The sequence below is a fragment of the Anoxybacillus gonensis genome, assembly GCF_001187595.1.
In the GTDB taxonomy this organism is placed as follows: Bacteria; Bacillota; Bacilli; order Bacillales; family Anoxybacillaceae; genus Anoxybacillus; species Anoxybacillus gonensis.
Window position 1 is genome coordinate 1,285,327 of record NZ_CP012152.1, and the last position, 19,072, is coordinate 1,304,398.

At 43.0% G+C, this 19,072-nt stretch carries 19 protein-coding genes; 17 read left to right on the forward strand and 2 right to left on the reverse strand.

Annotated elements, in window-relative coordinates; genetic code table 11:
- Positions 1 to 3: 3 nt before the first annotated feature.
- The 10 genes from mutL (at position 4) to AFK25_RS06815 (ending at position 11,758) form a co-directional block, all read left to right on the forward strand.
- Positions 4 to 1,830: a DNA mismatch repair endonuclease MutL gene (gene mutL, locus AFK25_RS06770; protein WP_035066535.1), complete on the forward strand. Its 1,827-nt coding sequence runs from the start codon at positions 4 to 6 to the stop codon at positions 1,828 to 1,830.
- Positions 1,831 to 1,948: 118 nt separating this feature from the next.
- Positions 1,949 to 2,884 carry a tRNA (adenosine(37)-N6)-dimethylallyltransferase MiaA gene (gene miaA, locus AFK25_RS06775; RefSeq protein WP_009362665.1) on the forward strand — a complete coding sequence of 312 codons (936 nt, stop codon included), beginning with the start codon at positions 1,949 to 1,951 and terminating at the stop codon, positions 2,882 to 2,884.
- A 34-nt stretch (positions 2,885 to 2,918) separates the two neighbouring features.
- Positions 2,919 to 3,143 (forward strand): RNA chaperone Hfq, encoded by a 225-nt coding sequence (gene hfq, locus AFK25_RS06780; protein WP_009362664.1) that lies wholly within the window; start codon positions 2,919 to 2,921, stop codon positions 3,141 to 3,143.
- A 116-nt stretch (positions 3,144 to 3,259) separates the two neighbouring features.
- The gene (spoVK, locus tag AFK25_RS06785) at positions 3,260 to 4,189 is read left to right on the forward strand and encodes a stage V sporulation protein K (RefSeq protein WP_019418281.1); all 930 of its coding nucleotides are present in this window, start codon (positions 3,260 to 3,262) and stop codon (positions 4,187 to 4,189) included.
- A 124-nt stretch (positions 4,190 to 4,313) separates the two neighbouring features.
- A complete protein-coding gene (locus AFK25_RS06790) occupies positions 4,314 to 5,873 on the forward strand; it encodes a fatty acid--CoA ligase (protein WP_035066533.1) in 1,560 nt (519 codons plus the stop codon).
- Between the two features lie 12 nt (positions 5,874 to 5,885).
- Positions 5,886 to 7,028: an acyl-CoA dehydrogenase family protein gene (locus tag AFK25_RS06795; RefSeq protein WP_035066532.1), complete on the forward strand. Its 1,143-nt coding sequence runs from the start codon at positions 5,886 to 5,888 to the stop codon at positions 7,026 to 7,028.
- A gap of 11 nt (positions 7,029 to 7,039) precedes the next feature.
- A complete protein-coding gene (locus AFK25_RS06800; RefSeq protein WP_035066530.1) occupies positions 7,040 to 8,128 on the forward strand; it encodes a CaiB/BaiF CoA transferase family protein in 1,089 nt (362 codons plus the stop codon).
- Positions 8,125 to 9,732: a long-chain fatty acid--CoA ligase gene (locus tag AFK25_RS06805; RefSeq protein WP_035066528.1), complete on the forward strand. Its 1,608-nt coding sequence runs from the start codon at positions 8,125 to 8,127 to the stop codon at positions 9,730 to 9,732. Before AFK25_RS06800 ends, AFK25_RS06805 begins: the two co-directional genes overlap by 4 nt.
- A gap of 11 nt (positions 9,733 to 9,743) precedes the next feature.
- Positions 9,744 to 10,589, forward strand: a complete 846-nt coding sequence (locus tag AFK25_RS06810) for a 3-hydroxyacyl-CoA dehydrogenase family protein (protein ID WP_019418286.1) — start codon at positions 9,744 to 9,746, stop codon at positions 10,587 to 10,589.
- 14 nt (positions 10,590 to 10,603) lie between these two features.
- Entirely contained in the window at positions 10,604 to 11,758 is a 1,155-nt protein-coding gene (locus AFK25_RS06815; RefSeq protein WP_035066552.1) for a thiolase family protein, read from the forward strand.
- Positions 11,759 to 11,790: 32 nt separating this feature from the next.
- Here AFK25_RS06815 and AFK25_RS06820 read toward each other — a convergent pair whose 3' ends face one another.
- Entirely contained in the window at positions 11,791 to 12,399 is a 609-nt protein-coding gene (locus tag AFK25_RS06820) for a trimeric intracellular cation channel family protein (RefSeq protein WP_020424590.1), read from the reverse strand.
- A 145-nt stretch (positions 12,400 to 12,544) separates the two neighbouring features.
- Here AFK25_RS06820 and hflX point away from each other — a divergent pair, with 145 nt between their 5' ends.
- From hflX to glnA, 4 genes are all read left to right on the forward strand, one after another.
- Positions 12,545 to 13,792: a GTPase HflX gene (gene hflX / locus AFK25_RS06825; protein ID WP_035066526.1), complete on the forward strand. Its 1,248-nt coding sequence runs from the start codon at positions 12,545 to 12,547 to the stop codon at positions 13,790 to 13,792.
- A gap of 13 nt (positions 13,793 to 13,805) precedes the next feature.
- Entirely contained in the window at positions 13,806 to 15,074 is a 1,269-nt protein-coding gene (locus AFK25_RS06830; RefSeq protein ID WP_035066524.1) for a methionine gamma-lyase family protein, read from the forward strand.
- A gap of 103 nt (positions 15,075 to 15,177) precedes the next feature.
- Positions 15,178 to 15,582: a MerR family transcriptional regulator gene (locus tag AFK25_RS06835; RefSeq protein ID WP_009362653.1), complete on the forward strand. Its 405-nt coding sequence runs from the start codon at positions 15,178 to 15,180 to the stop codon at positions 15,580 to 15,582.
- Between the two features lie 53 nt (positions 15,583 to 15,635).
- Entirely contained in the window at positions 15,636 to 16,970 is a 1,335-nt protein-coding gene (gene glnA / locus AFK25_RS06840) for a type I glutamate--ammonia ligase (RefSeq protein ID WP_009362652.1), read from the forward strand.
- A 30-nt stretch (positions 16,971 to 17,000) separates the two neighbouring features.
- On the opposite strand, the gene lexA is transcribed toward glnA, so the two are convergent.
- On the reverse strand, positions 17,001 to 17,618 hold the full coding sequence (gene lexA / locus AFK25_RS06845) for a transcriptional repressor LexA (protein ID WP_026011791.1): 618 nt from the start codon (positions 17,616 to 17,618) through the stop codon (positions 17,001 to 17,003).
- A gap of 151 nt (positions 17,619 to 17,769) precedes the next feature.
- Here lexA and yneA point away from each other — a divergent pair, with 151 nt between their 5' ends.
- Genes yneA through AFK25_RS06860 form a run of 3 tightly spaced genes read left to right on the forward strand, consistent with a single transcriptional unit; the run spans position 17,770 to position 19,019 of the window.
- On the forward strand, positions 17,770 to 18,072 hold the full coding sequence (yneA, locus tag AFK25_RS06850; protein ID WP_019418292.1) for a cell division suppressor protein YneA: 303 nt from the start codon (positions 17,770 to 17,772) through the stop codon (positions 18,070 to 18,072).
- A gap of 15 nt (positions 18,073 to 18,087) precedes the next feature.
- Entirely contained in the window at positions 18,088 to 18,768 is a 681-nt protein-coding gene (locus tag AFK25_RS06855; RefSeq protein ID WP_009362649.1) for a YneB family resolvase-like protein, read from the forward strand.
- Between the two features lie 20 nt (positions 18,769 to 18,788).
- Positions 18,789 to 19,019 carry a DUF896 domain-containing protein gene (locus tag AFK25_RS06860; RefSeq protein WP_009362648.1) on the forward strand — a complete coding sequence of 77 codons (231 nt, stop codon included), beginning with the start codon at positions 18,789 to 18,791 and terminating at the stop codon, positions 19,017 to 19,019.
- Positions 19,020 to 19,072 lie beyond the last annotated feature (53 nt).

Below are 19,072 nucleotides of genomic sequence, written 5' to 3' on the forward strand. Positions count from 1 at the left end.
ATTGTGGGGAAAATTCGCAAGTTGGACGATGCGTTAGCGAATAAAATTGCGGCAGGTGAAGTCGTTGAACGACCAGCTTCTGTCGTGAAAGAGCTTGTTGAGAACGCGATTGATGCCCATAGCACGATCATTGAAGTAGAGTTAGAAGAAGCGGGATTAGCGAAAATTCGAGTCGTTGATAATGGTGATGGATTAGAGGAGGAAGATTGTTTTTTAGCGTTTGAACGGCACGCAACAAGCAAAATTAAAGATGAAGCGGATTTATTCCGCATTCGTACGCTCGGTTTTAGAGGGGAAGCGTTACCTAGTATTGCCTCTGTCTCGCATTTGGAACTGAAGACGAGCACAGGGGAAGGTCCGGGAACGTTGCTCGTTTTAAAAGGGGGAGAGCTTGTACAAAATGGCCGGACGAGCAGTCGAAAAGGAACGGATATTACTGTTTCGCACTTATTTTTCAATACGCCCGCTCGCTTAAAATATATGAAAACGATTCATACGGAACTTGGACATGTTGTGGATGTGATGAATCGTTTAGCGCTTGCTCATCCACATATTTCGTTTCGATTAACACATAATGGAAAACAACTGTTTTATACGAACGGAAATGGGGATGTGCGGCAAGTATTAGCAGCTATTTACGGATTTGATGTTGCAAAAAAAATGGTTGCGATTCGTGCAGAAACGCTTGATTTTACGATTGACGGCTACGTTGCTTTACCTGAAGTGACGCGTGCTTCCCGTAACTATATGACAACGATTGTAAATGGACGATATATTAAAAACTATCCGTTATATAAAGCGATTGAAGAAGGATACCATACGCTTCTTCCGATTGGACGGCATCCGATCGCATTTTTAAATATCGTCATGGATCCGCTTCTTGTGGATGTGAACGTTCATCCAGCGAAGTTGGAAGTGCGTTTTAGTAAAGAAGGGGAATTAAACGAACTCGTTCAACAAACGATTCGTCAAGCATTTCAAAAAAAGACGTTAATTCCTGAGGTAACGGCACCGCGAGTGGAAAAGCCGAAAACAGAGCAACAAACGTTTTCGTTTGAACATATTGTGAAAGAATCGCATATTGTTCCTCCGCGTACAACGATTTCACATCATGAACAAGGAAAGAAAAAAGAAGAACGAATGGTGTTAGAGGAACGGGAAGAACGTGTTTACGAGAAGGATACGAAGCCGCTTGATGTCGAACCAATCGTTGAAAACAAACATGTGACAGCTGAAACAAATCAAGAGCGCATTCCGCCATTATATCCGATTGGACAAATGCATGGGACGTATATTTTAGCTCAAAATGAAAATGGTTTGTATATTATTGACCAACATGCGGCACAAGAGCGGATCAAATACGAATATTTCCGTGAAAAATTAGCAACCGTTACAAATGAATTACAGCCGTTGCTTATTCCATTGACGCTTACTTATTCATCAAGTGAGTATGTACTTATTGAAAGTTACCGCGAACAGCTGGCTAGTTGCGGTGTGATTTTAGAGCCATTTGGTCATAACAGTTTTATTGTTCGTTCTCATCCTCAATGGTTTCCAAAAGGGGAGGAAGCTACAATTATTGAGGAAATGATTAAGCAAGTATTAACGATGAAAAAAGTAGACATAAAGCAACTTCGCGAAAAAGCAGCAATAATGATGAGTTGTAAACAGTCGATTAAAGCGAATCAATTTTTGCGCAACGATGAAATATTTGCGTTGCTTGAATCGTTGCGTAAAACAAGCGATCCGTTTACATGTCCACACGGTCGTCCGATTATTATCCACTTTTCTACTTATGAATTAGAAAAAATGTTTAAACGAGTCATGTAAAAAGCGGATGTTTTTTCATCCGCTTTCAAATAAAAATTTTTTAAAATGAGATGATAAAATGTACATCGTTTGTCTATAATAAATAAATGTGAATTAGCGTGGAAAGTAGTGGTATTTTATGGGAGAGAAAGTCGTTGTGTTAATTGGTCCAACGGCTGTAGGGAAAACAAAAATGAGCATAGAGTTGGCCAAGCGTTTACATGGAGAAATTATTAATGGAGACTCGATGCAAGTATATAAAGGATTAGATATTGGAACCGCTAAAATTCGTCAAGAAGAAATGGAAGGTGTACCACATCATTTATTGAATATAAAGGAGCCGCATGAGTCTTTTTCTGTTGCAGAGTTTCAGACGCTTGCTCGCTCGCTCATTACAGATATAACAAAACGCGGAAAACTTCCGATCATCGTTGGGGGTACAGGGCTATATATTCAATCGGTGATTTACGATTATCAATTTTCAGATGCACCATCAAATGAAGCGTATCGCCAGTCGCTAGAACAATGTTCACCGATTGAACTTTACGAGCGACTAAAACAAATTGATCCGCTAAGTGCGGAACGTATTCATCCGAATAACGTTCGTCGTGTCATTCGTGCATTAGAAATTTATCATTGCACAGGGAGAACAATGACAGAATGGCTAAAAGAACAAAAAAGAAAACTAGTGTATAACGCAGCACTTATTGGATTGACGATGGAACGTGAAAAACTATATGAACGCATTAATGAACGAGTAGATCAAATGATTGATCAAGGGCTGATTGAAGAAGTGAAACGATTGTATGAACAAGGTTTACGAGACTGTCAAGCGATTCAAGCGATCGGTTATAAAGAGCTATATGCATATTTAGATGGACAAATCACGCTTGAAGAGGCGATCGAACAGTTGAAACAAAACTCTCGTCGCTATGCGAAACGTCAGTTTACATGGTTTCGTAATCAAATGCCTGTTCAATGGTTTGACATGACTGATGATACAATGTTTGAAAGACGAGTAGATGAAATTTCGCATTACATAGAAGGAAAGTTTCACTTTGAGGCGAATATATAGACGTAATGTAGAGAGAAAAGAGGAGGACGAAGTAATGAAAAACACAATAAACATTCAAGATCAGTTTTTAAACCAATTGCGCAAGGAAGAAACGACGGTTACTGTCTTTTTACTCAATGGATTTCAATTGCGTGGTTTAGTAAAAGGATTTGACAATTTTACGGTGTTATTAGAAGTAGATGGAAGACAACAATTAATTTATAAACATGCGATTTCTACGTTTGCACCTCAAAAAAATGTGAAAATTGAAATGGAGTAAGCCAAATCGCTCACCATATCGGTGGGCGATTTTTTTCGTTAGGCATTTGTCACGAAATAGGTGACAACAGCGTATATTGATAAAAGAAGCAACGATGAAGGAGAGGTGACGTCGCCTTGTCAGAGTTGACGATGAAGCAAACAAAAAGTCAAATTAATATCGTGCTTAATGCAAAAAACGTCAATTACTTATCGAAAGAAGAAACGACAAATCGAATTGATTATCATCAACATGCCGTGTTAAAAGAGATTCAAAAAGAACTAGATGAATTAGTTGGGTTAAATGAAGTGAAAAAATTAATTAAGGAAATTTACGCATGGTTATATATTAATAAAGCACGTCAAGCCAATGGATTAAAAGGGAATAAACAATCGCTTCATATGATTTTTAAAGGAAATCCTGGAACAGGGAAAACAACAGTGGCCCGTATTCTTGGAAAGTTATTTTTAGAAATGAACGTCTTATCTAAAGGACACTTTATTGAAGCAGAACGTGCAGACTTAGTTGGGGAATATATTGGACATACGGCGAATAAAACGCGCGATTTAATAAAAAAAGCGCGAGGCGGGATTTTATTTATTGACGAAGCATATTCGCTTGCACGCGGAGGAGAGAAAGATTTTGGAAAAGAAGCAATTGATACGTTAGTAAAAGGAATTGAAGATTTTTCGGATGATTTAGTCGTTATTTTAGCGGGATATCCAGCTGAAATGGATTATTTTTTGTCGTTAAACCCAGGATTACCTTCCCGATTTCCGTTGATGCTCGAATTTCCTGATTACACAACGGAAGAGCTTGTACAAATTGCAAAACAAATGCTTCATATAAGAGAATACGAGCTTACTTCTGAAGCGGAGCGAAAGTTGCGCGAACATATTGAACAACTACTGGCCGGGGGATATCAAAGAAAATTTAGTAACGGTCGCTACATTCGAAATTTGATTGAAAAAGCAATTCGGAAACAAGCGGTACGTTTGTTGCATGAAGGGCGCTATGACAAAAAAGAACTGATGATCATACGAGAGAGGGATTTAGTTGTTGAATAAATAGGGAAGGGAAACCTTCCTTTTTTTATATTAGGAAAAAAGGGTTTCTTTTTTATTTGTAGAATATAATTTGAAAATAAAAAATATTATTTACATGAATAAAAAAGAGAAGGAGGGGTTTGTTTTGTATTTAACGCTTGGTGAAGTGTTTACACAGACGGTAAGAAAGTTTCCGAAAAAAGAAGCGCTCGTGGATGTTCGTACAGGACTTCGCTATACGTACGAACAATGGGCAAAAGAAGTGGATAAACTTGCGAACGCTTTCTTAACAGCAGGGGTGCGAAAAGGAGATCGTGTATCGACCGTGTTATTTAATACGGCAGAGCTTGCGACCGCTTTTTTTGCGTGCGCGAAAATCGGCGCTGTCTTCAACCCGATTAATTTTCGCTTGCGACCAAAAGAAATCGCTTACATTTTAACGGATGCTACCCCAAAAATCGTATTATTTGAACAAGCGGTCGAACCACAAATCACAGCCATCCATCATGACTTTCCACACATTTCTTTTTGGACCATTGACGGACAAGTACCAGCGTACGCTGCTTCTTACCACGAACAAATCCAACATGCAAGCGACGAACTTCCAACCATAGACGTTTCCGAAAATGATTTGTATGCAATTATGTATACAAGCGGAACGACAGGGCGGCCAAAAGGCGTGATGCATCGACATCGCGACATGATTGAACAAAGCTTAATTTGCAATTCGGTCATGCGCATTCGTGAAACAGAGCGTGGGCTTGTTACCGCCCCAATGTTCCATTGCGCAGAATTGCATTGCTGCTTCCTCCCGCGCGTTCACGCGGGCGCAACGAACGTCATCGTTCACCATTTTGACCCGAAACAAGTATTAACCGTCATCGAACAAGAGCGAATTACCGTGTTATTTGCTGCACCGACGATGTGGAATATGCTTTTGCAAGAAAAATTGTCAGATTACGATTTATCCTCACTTCGCATCGGGCTGTACGGAGCGGCTCCGATGGCGCCAGTGCTTGTGAAAGAATGTAAAGAGCGGTTAGGCATTGATTTAATCCAAGCGTACGGCATGACAGAAATGGGGCCAGCTGTAACGTTCTTATATGAAGATGAGCAGTTAACGAAAGCAGGATCTGCCGGACGCGCATGCTTAAACCACGAAATTCGCATCGTCAAACCTCGCGAAGACGGACCGTCTGACCCAGAGGACATATTGCCGCCAAGGGCAGTCGGTGAGATTATCGTCAAAGGCCCATGCATGATGGTCGGCTACTACAACCGCGAAGATGCGACGGAAAAAGCGATGTATAAAGGCTGGTATCATTCTGGCGATTTAGGCTATATGGATGAAGACGGCTATTTATACGTTGCCGACCGCGTCGACGACATGATTATTAGCGGCGGTGAAAACGTTTATCCGCGCGAAGTAGAGGACGTGCTTTATGAACATGAAGGCGTGCTTGATGTTGCAGTGCTTGGCGAGCCGGATGCTTTATGGGGAGAAAAAGTCGTTGCATTTATTGTGAAAAAGGATCAACAGCTTACCGCGGAACAGTTAGAGGCGTTTTGCAAACAAAGCGACAAGCTCGCTCCGTATAAACGGCCGCGTGCCTACTATTTTGTCGACGCGTTGCCACGCAATGCGAGCGGGAAAATCCAAAAATTTTTGTTGCGCGAGCAAATGAAAAACATGGCGCAATCATAGGGTGGTGACAACATGCCAACGTATTTGCACGAAGAACATCATATTTTTCGTGAGGCGTTCCGAAAATTTTTGCAAAAAGAAGCATATCCATTTTATGCTGACTGGGAAAAACAAGGAATCATTCCGCGCGAGTTTTGGCGGAAAATGGGGGAGAACGGGTTTCTTTGCCCATGGGTAGACGAAACGTACGGTGGATTTGGTGCCGACTTTGGCTATTCGGTCGTCATAAATGAAGAATTAGAAAAGGTAGGATCAAGCCTTGTCGGCATCGGCTTGCATAACGATATCGTCGTTCCGTATATCGCATCATATGGAACAGAAGAGCAAAAGAAAAAATGGCTGCCAAAATGCGTGTCTGGGGAGATCGTTACCGCCATTGCGATGAGCGAACCAGGCGCCGGTTCTGATTTGGCGGGCATTTCGACAACGGCGGTGAAACAAGGCGACGACTATATCGTCAACGGACAAAAAACGTTTATTACAAACGGCATTCATGCGGATTTAGTGATTGTTGTCTGCAAAACGAATCCGAGCGCAACCCCGCCGCATAAAGGCATTAGTCTCCTCGTTGTCGAGCGCGCCACACCGGGGTTTACACGCGGTCGGAAACTAGAAAAAGTCGGACTGCATGCTCAAGATACGGCCGAGCTATTTTTTAGCGACGCAAAAGTTCCAGCGGAAAACTTGCTTGGAGAAGAAGGGAAAGGCTTTTACTATTTGATGGAAAAGCTGCAACAAGAGCGTCTCATCGTCGCGATCGCTGCGCAAACAGCGGCAGAAGTGATGTTTGATGTAACGAAACGATATGTGAAAGACCGCACGGCGTTTGGAAAAACGATTAGCCAATTTCAAACGGTTCAGTTTCGGCTCGCGGAAATGGCGACGGAAATTGCATTAGGGCGTGCGTTTCTTGATGATGTCATCGAACAACATATCGCGGGGAAAGACGTCGTAGCGAACGTATCGATGGCGAAATGGTGGATTACGGAAATGGCGAAGCGTGTCGCTTCTGAAGGAATGCAGCTTCACGGAGGATATGGCTATATGGAAGAATACGAGATTGCAAGACGCTATCGCGACATTCCGGTTAGCGCGATTTATGCTGGCACGAATGAAGTGATGAAAATGATCATCGCGAAACATCTTGGGCTTTAGGGGGGATTTTGTTGCTTGACGGAATAAAAGTCATTGATTTTTCCCATTATCTCCCCGGTCCATTTGCAAGCCTTCGCTTAGCGGACTTAGGCGCGGAAGTTGTGAAAATTGAGCCAAAAACAGGGGATATGATGCGGAAGCTTACTGATGACTGCATTTTTGAAGCGAACAATAAAAACAAAAAAAGTATTGCGCTAGATTTAAAAAATGCGCAAGATGTGCAAATCGCGCAACAGCTCATCCGCGAAGCGGACGTCGTCATCGAAAGTTTCCGTCCGGGGGTGATGAAGCGGCTCAGATTAAGTTACGAAAATGTGTATGCCTTCAACCCATCGATCGTTTACTGTTCGATCAGCGGCTACGGACAGCATAGTCGCTATGCGTCATTCGGAAGTCATGATTTAAACTATATGGCGTTAACAGGCATGCTCGCTCAATTCAAAGATGAAAGTGGCCGCCCTGTTCATCCAACGATTACGCTTGCTGATTTTATTGGCAGCATCCATGCTGTCGAACAAATTATCGCTGCCTTATATGCTCGCGAGCGAACGGGGAAAGGGAGATACATTGACCTTTCGCTCGTTGATGGCCTACTTTCGATGATGACGAACCACATTGTACTGGAGCATCATACCGGACAGAAAAACGGCATTCCAATATTAGCCGGAACAGTTGTGTCGTACCATTTGTACGAAACGAAAGACGGTCGCTATATGGCGCTTGCGGCGCTTGAAGCGCACTTTTGGCGCAATTTTTGCGCTGCAGTTGGTAAGTTCGAATGGTATGAAGGACATTTATCGGCAGCTTGTGACGATAATCCTTTGTTTCTTGACATGAAGCAATTGTTTCGCGCGAAAACGTTTCAACAATGGATCGCTTTTTCAGAACAAGTCGATTGTTGCTTAACGCCAGTGTTAGAAACGGATGAAGTGAAAGCTCAATTTGCAAATAACGCGTACCGAAAGATGATTCATATCGATAACGACCGAATGGAAGTTGCGACTCGCTATGATGAACATTTTTTCACGAAGCGCACACGTGCGCCAAAAGTCAATGAACACGAACATCTTTTATTGACGAAGGAGAGTGATCGAGAATGATGAACGTTCCATTAAATATTGCGACAATGCTTGAACGGGCAGAGCGGTTTTTTCCGAAAAAACAAGTGATTTCGCGGATGAAGAAAGGGCTTGTCCGCCATACGTATCAAGAAATTGGCGAACGGACGAGAAAACTTGCTAGTGCCTTACGAACACTTGGTGTAAATACGGGCGACCGCGTCGGTACGTTCGCATGGAATCATCATCGCCATTTAGAAGCGTATTTTGCTATTCCAGGCATCGGAGCGGTGTTGCATACGATCAATATTCGCCTGTCACCGCAACATATCGCCTATATTATTAATCATGCGAATGACCGTGTGCTATTGATTGATGACGACTTACTACCGCTCATTGAACGAGTGAAAGACGAAATAAACGTCGAAGCGTTTATCGTTATGACCGATGATCCGACGCTTCCAGAAACGACCCTTTCGCCTGTTTATCATTATGAAGAATTGCTGCAACAAGCTGAGCCGATTTCATTTGTCAAAAATATTGGCGAGCATCACCCTGCTGGGATGTGTTATACGTCTGCGACAACTGGAAATCCGAAGGGCGTATTGTACTCCCATCGCGGCATCGTTCTCCATAGCATGGCGCTAGGGCTTGCTGATAGTGCCGCATTGTCGGAATCGGATGTGGCGCTCCCAGTCGTGCCGATGTTCCATGCGAATGCGTGGGGATTGCCGTTTGCTGCGGTTTGGTTCGGGACGACGCTTGTTATGCCGGGAGCGGCATTTACGCCGAAAATATTGGCAGAACTAATGGAACAAGAAAAAGTGACGCTTGCGGCTGGTGTGCCGACCGTTTGGCTTGGCTTATTGAACGAGTTGGAGAAAGGCTCCTATGATTTACGCAGCGTGACGCGCATTTTATGCGGCGGCTCAGCAGCACCAAAAGGAATGATTCGCGCCTTTGAAGAAAAATACGGCATCCCGTTTGTGCATGCTTACGGCATGACCGAAACGAGCCCGCTTGTCGTCTTATCACGCCTAAAAAGCTACCAGCAGCACGTATCGAACGAAGAAAAATTGGCCATTCGTGCGAAACAAGGGTTTCTTGTCCCTGGGGTAGAAATGAAAGTGATCGGCAAAGACGGCGAAGTAGCGTGGGACGGAACGGAAATGGGCGAACTATGCTTGCGCGGCCCATGGATTGCCGATGAATATTATAACGACGAGCGAAGCAAAGACGCGTTTCGCGATGGGTGGCTATATACAGGTGATGTCGTCACCGTCGATGAAGAAGGATTTATTAAAATCGTTGACCGGACGAAAGACGTTATTAAAAGCGGCGGGGAATGGATTTCGTCTGTCGATTTAGAAAATGCCTTGATGGCGCACGAAGCAGTGTTTGAAGCGGCCGTTGTGGCAGTTCCGCATCCACAGTGGCAAGAGCGCCCGCTTGCTTGCGTTGTAGTAAAGGAAGGGAAAAGTGTGACAAAAGAGGAACTATACGACTTTTTACGGCCGCAATTTGCGAAATGGTGGCTGCCAGATGAAATCGTCTTTATGAACGAAATTCCGAAAACGAGTGTCGGAAAATTTTTAAAAATGAAATTACGTGAACAATTGCGTGATTATTTTACAAACATTCAATAGGAGGGGTTGCGATGGAAATGATTGCGGTGATCGGTGCTGGTTTAATGGGAAGCGGCATCGCCCAATCGCTAGCGATGGGTGGGAAAACGGTTTATCTATACGATATTTCCGATGCTGCCCTTGAGAAAGGAATGAATTCGATTCAAAAAAGCCTTGCCCGTTTTGTCAAAGCAGGCAAATTATCGGAACAAGAGGCAACGGCTGTTCTTGCCCGCATTCAACCTGAAACGAACTTGCACGAAGCAGTAAAAGCGGCGGACGTTGTCATTGAAGCCGTTCCAGAACATTTGCCGCTCAAAAAGCAAGTGTTTGAACAGCTTGACCGCTATGCGAAACAAGAGGCGATTTTAGCGACCAATACGTCGGAATTAAGCGTCACCGCGATTGCCGCAGCGACCAAACGTCCGAGCCAAGTCGTCGGCATGCATTGGTTTAATCCGGCGCCAGTCATGAAGCTCATTGAAATCGTAAAAGGGGTAGAAACATCGGAACAAACGATTGAAGCAATTCAACAACTATCGGAATCCATTGGCAAAGAAACGGTCATCGTAAAAGATATGCAAGGATTTGTGACAACACGGGCGCTTGCGGCGCATATGTTGGAATGCATTCGCATGTATGAAGAAGGAATCGCTTCCGCGGAACATATCGACAAAGCCATTCGCCTTGGTCTGAATTACCCGATGGGCCCGCTTGAACTTGCCGATTTAGTCGGGTTAGATACGATGTTATTTGTCAGTGAAAATATGACAGAAGCATACGGCGACCGGTTCCGCCCACCACAAACGCTTCGCAAACTTGTTGAAGCAGGGCATCTCGGCCGAAAAACAGGAAAAGGATTTTACACTTATCAATGAAAGAAGGGAAAGACATGCGAGAAGTCGTGATTGTCGAAGCGGTACGCACCCCTGTCGGCAAACGAAACGGGGTGTTTCGTGACAAACATCCTGTTCATTTAGCAGCTGTAGTGCTCGATGAAGTCGTCAGACGAGCGGGAATTGAAAAACAGCTGATCGAAGATATTGTGATGGGATGTGTAACGCCGATTGGCGAACAAGGCTACAATATCGGGAGGTTAGCAGCATTGGAGGCAGGCTTTCCAGTGGAAGTGCCGGCGGTGCAAATCAACCGTATGTGCGGCTCCGGACAGCAAGCGATCCATTTCGCCGCTCAAGAAATTAAATCAGGCGATATGGAGATGACGATCGCTGCTGGGGTCGAAAGCATGACAAAAGTGCCGATTTTAAGCGACGGAAACGAGCGAACGATTCCAGCATCGCTCCATGAAAAATACGAATTTGTTCACCAAGGCATTTCTGCGGAATTGATCGCCGAAAAATACGGATTGACGAGAGAACAATTAGATGAATATGCGTACGAAAGTCATCAACGGGCACTTCGAGCGCAAGCGGAAGGTCGTTTCACGGAAGAAATGGTGCCTATTAACGGACTTGATAAAGACGGCAATGACATCATCGTGACAGCCGATGAAGGACCGCGCCAAGATACATCGCTCGAAGCGTTAGCGGCGTTGAAGCCCGTTTTTAAACAAAATGGGAAAATTACTGCTGGAAATGCGAGCCAAATGAGCGATGGTGCGGCCGCGGTGCTATTGATGGAGCGACAAACAGCGCTTCACCTCGGCTTGAAGCCAAAAGCAAAAATTGTTGCCCAAACAGTCGTTGGCTCCGATCCGACATACATGCTTGACGGTGTCATTCCAGCGACGAAAAAAGTATTGCAAAAAGCGAATCTCACCATTGACGATATCGACCTTGTCGAAATTAATGAAGCGTTCGCATCTGTCGTTCTCGCTTGGCAAAAAGAAATCGGTGCCCCGCTTTCGAAAGTAAACGTCAACGGTGGTGCCATCGCCTTAGGTCATCCGCTCGGCGCAACGGGCGTCAAACTCATGACATCGCTCGTTCACGAACTCGAACGACGAAAGGGGCGCTACGGCTTATTAACCATTTGCATCGGGCACGGTATGGCAACCGCGACCATTGTGGAGAGATGGGAAGGATAAAAAAGCAGGAGCCTCCTTTGAGGTCTCCTGCTTTAGTTGTTTGTTTTTAACGATTTATTCGGCAATTTCCAGTTGTACGTATACGATAAAATGCGCAATGCCGCAACGACAATAAACAATACATACAAGCTAATTGGAGAATGTGCGATGCCGGTTCCGACCGCAACGCCCGCTAAAATCGCCCAAACAGCATAAATTTCATCACGCAATACGAGAGGTTTTCTTCCTGCTAATACATCGCGAATCATTCCGCCTCCACTTCCGGTTAATACAGCAGCAACAATGACTGCACTTAACGGGCGATTCATTTGAACAGCATATAATGCTCCTTGAATGGCGAAAGCTGACAACCCGAGAGCATCAAAAAAGTTTCCCCAACGTTGCCAATGTGGTAGCATTTTGTGTGGAAACAAATAGACAATAGTCATCGCGATAAACGCGATGAAAAAAAGAGTTTGTTGTTGCCAAAGAACAGATACCGGTACACCAATTAATACGTTGCGAACAGCACCGCCGCCGAATGCAGTTACAATTCCGAGAATGTATACACCTAAAATATCGTACTCCTCTTCCATAGCGACAATCGCTCCGCTAATCGCAAAAGCAATCGTACCGATCATACTTAATACTTCCCAAGTCATCATCGCAATCCTTTCTGTTATGTAACATTACGTTAAAATTTTATGTATAAAATATAAAAAAATCAATGATCATTTTTCAGACATAGCGCTTTTAAATTAGATTTGTTATGATGAGAACAGATGTTCAATAGGAAAGAGGGTAAATATGGAAAAGGAACGAGTCATTATTGTTGGATGCCAATTGCCACATGTGGATGATGAACGATTTTCGTATTCGCTAGAAGAGCTTGCTTCGCTCGTTCATACAGCAAATGGCGAGGTAGTCATCACCCTTACGCAAAAACGGGACACGATTCACCCGGCTACATATATCGGAAAAGGAAAAGTCGACGAGCTAGTGCGTCTTGTCGAACAATTTGAGCCAGATGTCGTCATTTTTAATGACGAACTTTCGCCAAGCCAAAACCGTAACTTAACAAAGTTGTTAAACGTACGCGTCATTGACCGAACGCAGCTTATTTTAGACATTTTCGCAAGCCGCGCGCGCTCCAAAGAAGGAAAATTGCAAGTCGAGCTTGCCCAACTGCAATACATTTTGCCGCGCTTAAGTGGGCAAGGCGCACAACTTTCCCGATTAGGCGGTGGAATTGGAACGAGAGGGCCGGGGGAAACGAAGCTTGAAACAGACCGCCGTCATATTCGCCGCCGTATCGATGAGATTAAGGCCCAACTAAAAGTCATTGTTGAACATCGCGAACGCTATCGCGAGCGGCGGAAGAAAAACGCGGTGTTTCAAATCGCGCTCGTCGGCTATACGAACGCTGGCAAATCAACGCTTTTTAACCGCCTAACGAACGCGGATGCTTTTGAAGAAAATTTACTGTTTGCTACACTAGATCCGCTCACAAGAAAACTTGTGCTGCCAAGCGGTTATACCGTGCTGTTGACAGACACGGTCGGCTTTATTCAAGACTTGCCGACAACGCTCGTCGCGGCGTTTCGTTCGACGCTAGAAGAAGTGAAAGAAGCCGATTTTATTTTACATATTGTCGATTCATCGAATCCGGATTATATTCAACATGAACAAACAGTTTATCGCTTGCTTGAAGAATTGGAGGCGACGACGATTCCAATTGCGACGGTTTATAACAAACGAGACATTGTCCTTCCAAGTTTTGTCCCAAGCCCGAAAACCGATTATATGTTAGTGAGTGCGTTCCATGAACAAGACGTTCAAAACTTGCGCCAATTTATCGAAGAAAAAATAACTGAAGCAATGGAGCGTTACGACGTGACGATTCCAGCGTTTGAAGGAAAATTGCTTGCACAGCTAAAAGCAGAAACGATTGTGCGACACATGCACTACAACGAACAAAGCGCCATGTATGAATGCAGCGGCTACTTATTGCGAGAACATCCACTTTTGTTACAACTAAGAACATATCAAAAATAGAAAGGGTTTTTTTATGTTTCAACATTTAACACATGGAAAAATGATTTCTGCACTCGTTAAAGAAATTGAAGCACAAATTGCGCCGATTCATCGGGCGATTGACGAGCGCATTGACTACAATCAATATCGCGTATTACAAAGCTTTCGCCGTCATCAAGTAAGTGACGCACATTTTATTCCATCGACAGGATATGGCTATGATGACTTAGGACGCGATACGCTTGAAAAAGTGTATGCAGACGTATTCGGTGGGGAAGCGGCGCTCGTTCGTCCACAAATTATTTCTGGTACGCACGCCATTACAATTGCTTTATTCGGCATTTTACGTCCAGGCGATGAACTTTTGTACATTACAGGCAAACCGTACGATACGCTAGAAGAAATCGTTGGTATTCGCGGCAAAGGAATTGGTTCGTTAAAAGAGTTTCATATCGGCTACAACAGCGTACCGCTTACAAACGAAGGAAAAGTCGATTTTGCAGCGGTCAAACAAGCCATCAATGAACGAACGAAAATGATCGGCATTCAACGCTCTAAAGGATATGACCCGCGCCCGTCGTTTACAATTGCTGAAATCAAAGAAATGATTGATTTTGTAAAAGCCATCAAACAAGACGTTGTCGTTTTTGTCGATAACTGTTACGGGGAGTTTGTCGAAGAGCAAGAGCCTTGCCATGTTGGCGCTGATTTAATCGCTGGTTCGCTCATTAAAAATCCTGGGGGTGGATTAGCGAAAACAGGAGGATATCTCGTTGGTAAACGCGAATATATTGAAATGTGTGCATACCGTATGACATCACCAGGAATCGGGGCAGAAGCGGGGGCCTCGTTATACAGTTTACAAGAAATGTATCAAGGTTTTTTCTTAGCGCCACATGTCGTCGGACAAGCGTTGAAAGGGGCGGTCTTTACGGCGGCGATGCTCGAACGCATCGGCATGAATACGTACCCGACATGGAATGCTACACGTACAGATTTAATTCAATCGGTACAATTTGACGATGCAGAGCAAATGATTGCGTTTTGTCAAGCGATTCAATTTGCCTCACCGGTCAATGCGCACTTTACCCCATACCCGAACTATATGCCAGGATATGAAGATGACGTCATTATGGCGGCAGGCACATTTATTCAAGGGGCAAGTATTGAGCTATCGGCTGATGGACCCATTCGCCCGCCATATGTTGCATACGTACAAGGGGGACTGACGTATTCGCACGTTAAAATTGCTATTTGTATCGCTATTGATCGGTTGCTTGAGAAACAATTAATTCAATTATAAAATATTTTCAGAAAAAAAACATGTGATAAAATGTAACATGTTATTGACATATAAAATAACATAGAATAAAATAAAAATACGTATTACGTAAGGAGGGGTCGACATGAATAGTCACATTCGTCGCTCCATGCCGTTATTTCCTATCGGTATCGTTATGCAGTTAACGGATTTATCAGCGCGACAAATTCGCTATTATGAGGAACACGGTCTTGTTTCACCTGCGCGAACAGAAGGCAATCGTCGGTTATTTTCGTTTAATGACGTGGATCGGTTGCTCGAAATTAAAGATTTAATTGAACAAGGTGTTAACTTAGCAGGCATTAAACAAATTTTTGCCTCACGTCAGCAACAGCATGCGAACACCGTACCGCCTGTCGCGCCAAAAGTAGTGAAACAAGATTTATCCGAAGCGGAATTACGCAAACTGTTACGTGCCGAATTAATGGAAGCGGGTCGTTTTAATCGTGCCTCACTTCGTCAAGGAGATATCGCTCGCTTTTTCCATTAAAAATTTATGATTTTACACAAACGATCTTTTTTATTTTGGGGGAGGAATATGTAATGGCTAAGTACACAAAAGAAGATATTTTTCGTATTGTTAAGGAAGAAAATGTAAAGTATATTCGTTTACAGTTTACAGACATTCTTGGCACGATTAAAAACGTCGAAATCCCTGTAAGCCAACTACAAAAAGCGCTCGACAATAAAATGATGTTTGACGGATCATCGATCGAAGGATTTGTCCGTATTGAAGAATCAGATATGTATTTATACCCTGATTTAGATACATTTGTTATTTTCCCGTGGACAGCTGAAAAAGGAAAAGTCGCTCGTTTTATTTGTGACATTTACAATCCAGATGGTACACCGTTTGAAGGATGTCCTCGTTATAACTTAAAACGTGTATTGAAACAAATGGAAGAGCTCGGATTTACAGAGTTTAACCTAGGTCCAGAGCCAGAGTTTTTCTTATTCAAGTTAGATGAAAAAGGAGAGCCGACGTTAGAGTTAAACGATAATGGCGGTTACTTCGATTTAGCACCGACAGATTTAGGCGAAAACTGCCGTCGTGATATCGTATTAGAGCTAGAAGAGATGGGATTTGAAATTGAAGCATCTCACCATGAAGTCGCGCCGGGACAACATGAAATTGACTTCAAGTATGCCAATGCGGTAAAAGCGTGTGATGACATTCAAACCTTTAAACTTGTTGTGAAAACAGTAGCACGTAAACACGGTTTACATGCGACATTTATGCCAAAACCTCTCTTTGGTGTAAATGGCTCGGGCATGCACTGCAACTTATCGCTCTTTAAAAATGGTGAAAATGCCTTTTTTGATCCGAATGGTCAATTGCAACTCAGCGAAACAGCATTGCAGTTTATTGCGGGTGTGTTAAAGCATGCTCCAAACTTTACAGCAGTAACAAACCCAACAGTAAACTCATATAAGCGTCTCGTTCCGGGCTATGAAGCACCTTGTTACGTTGCATGGTCAGCACGCAACCGTAGTCCATTGATTCGTATCCCGGCATCACGCGGTATGAGCACACGTATTGAAGTGCGTAGTGTAGACCCAGCAGCAAATCCATACTTAGCGATGGCTGTATTGTTGGCTGCGGGATTAGACGGCATTAAAAATAAATTGACACCGCCAGCGCCGGTTGACCGAAATATTTATGTGATGACAAAAGAAGAGCGTTTAGAAGAAGGGATTGTTGATTTGCCAGCAACATTGGCAGAAGCGCTACAAAACTTAAAATCAGATGAAGTAATCGTCAACGCGCTCGGCAAACATTTATTTGAACATTTTGTTGAAGCGAAAGAAATTGAATGGGATATGTTCCGCACAGCGGTACATCCATGGGAACGCGAACAATATATGAGCCTTTACTAAAAAAGCTAACGGTTTTTTCCGTTAGCTTTTTTAATGAATTGAACGATATACACCAATCACTTTTCCTAAAATCATCGCATTTGAAACAATGATTGGTTCCATAGATGAATTTTCAGGTTGCAAGCGAATGTGGTCTTTCTCTTTAAAGAAGCGTTTGACAGTTGCTTCGTTTTCTTCTGTCATCGCTACAACGATATCTCCGTTATTAGCCGTTTGTTGTTGACGGACGATCACATAGTCTCCGTCTAAAATACCAGCTTCAATCATACTTTCTCCGACAATTTGTAACATAAATACTTGATCATCTGGTGAGACGAATCGTTCTGGAAGAGGGAAATATTCTTCAATGTTTTCGATTGCGGTAATCGGTTGTCCAGCTGTAACTTTTCCGACGATTGGAACGTTGATGACATTTGTTTTTGGGATGGATTCGTACTCGTCCAAAATTTCAATGGCGCGTGGTTTTGTTGGATCGCGTCGAATGAAGCCTTTGCTTTCTAAACGAGCTAGATGACCGTGAACGGTTGAACTTGATGCTAAACCGACTGCTTCTCCAATTTCCCTCACTGATGGTGGATACCCTTTTGTGCGTACTTCTTGTTTAATGAAATCTAATATTTGTTGTTGTCGTTTTGATAATTTCGCCATTCTTATACACCTCTTCCTTCTCATCTTTGCCCATATTATAACATAATTTTCGTTTTGAATACAAACATAAGTTCGAAAACATAGTTGACACGAACAAAAGTTCCCGTTATTATAAAAACAAACAAATGTTCTGTTTTAGGGGGTAGAAGGTATGGGGAAAATACATTATGTCGTGATGTTTTTATTTAGTGTATTGTTTGTTTGGGCGTTTTTGCACGTCACACAATCGGTTGATAAACAAAAATATGTTGAGATTACTGTGTCAGCTGGTGATACGTTATGGGAGCTTGCGGACAAATACAAACATGAACATCAATTGTCGCATGAACAATTCATTCAATGGGTGATGTCCGTAAACAACCGTTCAGACGAACGATTAATCGTTGGTGAGAAAATTGTCATTCCTGTGTTAAAATCAAATAGCGAAAGTCGGCTTGTTGCGAATAGACCGTAAAGAAAGGGATGACGAATGAACGCCATTATTTATTGTCGTGTAAGTACAACGAAAGAGACACAAGAAACATCATTACAAAGGCAAAAAGAAGAGCTCGAAAAGCTTGCAGCGGAATATGAAATGAATGTTGTCAAAATTATTCAAGAGCAGGCAAGCGGTTATGACATCGAACGAGAAGGAATTATGGAGTTACTTGATACGATCAAGCAACATCGCATTGATGTCGTCCTCGTACAAGATGAGACAAGACTTGGCCGTGGGAATGCAAAAATCGCCCTTCTTCGTTGTTTGCAAAAAGAAGACATTCGGGTGTATACGGTGAGTCATCGAGGAGAGCTTCAGCTGTCAGAAGCGGATTCAATGGTGTTAGAAATCATTAGCATTGTAGAAGAGTATCAAAGAAAAATACATAATTTAAAAATTAAACGTGGGATGCAGCGAGCTGTTCAAAACGGCTATCGACCAGAAAACAATTTGCGCAACGTAGGTGAACATGCTGGACGCGATCGAAAAGATGTACCAATTGAAGACATTATTCGGTTGCGTCAAAATCGCTTAACGTTTGCTGAGATTGCTGCCACGCTTCGTTCGTTTGGTTATGATGTATCAAAAGCGACCGTGCATCGAAGATACAAAGAATATGAGCAACTTGTCAACAATGAAAAATTTTTGTATGATGGTACGAGCGAGAAGTAAATACAAAAGGATGAGGCTAAATGTTATCTTCTGAAAAAATAGCAAGAATTAATGCGTTAGCTAAAAAAGCAAAAATGGAAGGTCTTACGGCTGAAGAAAAACAAGAACAGCTTCAACTTCGCACAGAGTATATTGCTGCGTTTCGTGCGTCGATGATCGAAACATTGCATCATGTAAAAGTCATTGATCCAAACGGAAATGATGTCACTCCAAAAAAATTAAAAGATAGTAAGAAAAAACGACTGCATTAATATGCGTATGATGGAGAACATACTGATAGATGTTCTCTTTTTTCGTCAGTTTG

Coding starts and splice junctions, on each gene's coding strand:
- AFK25_RS06805 (WP_035066528.1), top strand. CDS start 8,125: ATGATGAACGTTCCATTAAATATTGCGACAATGCTTGAACGGGCAGAG.
- AFK25_RS06815 (WP_035066552.1), top strand. CDS start 10,604: ATGCGAGAAGTCGTGATTGTCGAAGCGGTACGCACCCCTGTCGGCAAA.
- AFK25_RS06835 (WP_009362653.1), top strand. CDS start 15,178: ATGAATAGTCACATTCGTCGCTCCATGCCGTTATTTCCTATCGGTATC.
- AFK25_RS06820 (WP_020424590.1), bottom strand. CDS start 12,399: ATGACTTGGGAAGTATTAAGTATGATCGGTACGATTGCTTTTGCGATT.
- yneA (WP_019418292.1), top strand. CDS start 17,770: ATGGGGAAAATACATTATGTCGTGATGTTTTTATTTAGTGTATTGTTT.
- AFK25_RS06830 (WP_035066524.1), top strand. CDS start 13,806: ATGTTTCAACATTTAACACATGGAAAAATGATTTCTGCACTCGTTAAA.
- AFK25_RS06860 (WP_009362648.1), top strand. CDS start 18,789: ATGTTATCTTCTGAAAAAATAGCAAGAATTAATGCGTTAGCTAAAAAA.
- hflX (WP_035066526.1), top strand. CDS start 12,545: ATGGAAAAGGAACGAGTCATTATTGTTGGATGCCAATTGCCACATGTG.
- glnA (WP_009362652.1), top strand. CDS start 15,636: ATGGCTAAGTACACAAAAGAAGATATTTTTCGTATTGTTAAGGAAGAA.
- miaA (WP_009362665.1), top strand. CDS start 1,949: ATGGGAGAGAAAGTCGTTGTGTTAATTGGTCCAACGGCTGTAGGGAAA.
- hfq (WP_009362664.1), top strand. CDS start 2,919: ATGAAAAACACAATAAACATTCAAGATCAGTTTTTAAACCAATTGCGC.
- AFK25_RS06855 (WP_009362649.1), top strand. CDS start 18,088: ATGAACGCCATTATTTATTGTCGTGTAAGTACAACGAAAGAGACACAA.
- lexA (WP_026011791.1), bottom strand. CDS start 17,618: ATGGCGAAATTATCAAAACGACAACAACAAATATTAGATTTCATTAAA.
- AFK25_RS06795 (WP_035066532.1), top strand. CDS start 5,886: ATGCCAACGTATTTGCACGAAGAACATCATATTTTTCGTGAGGCGTTC.
- AFK25_RS06810 (WP_019418286.1), top strand. CDS start 9,744: ATGGAAATGATTGCGGTGATCGGTGCTGGTTTAATGGGAAGCGGCATC.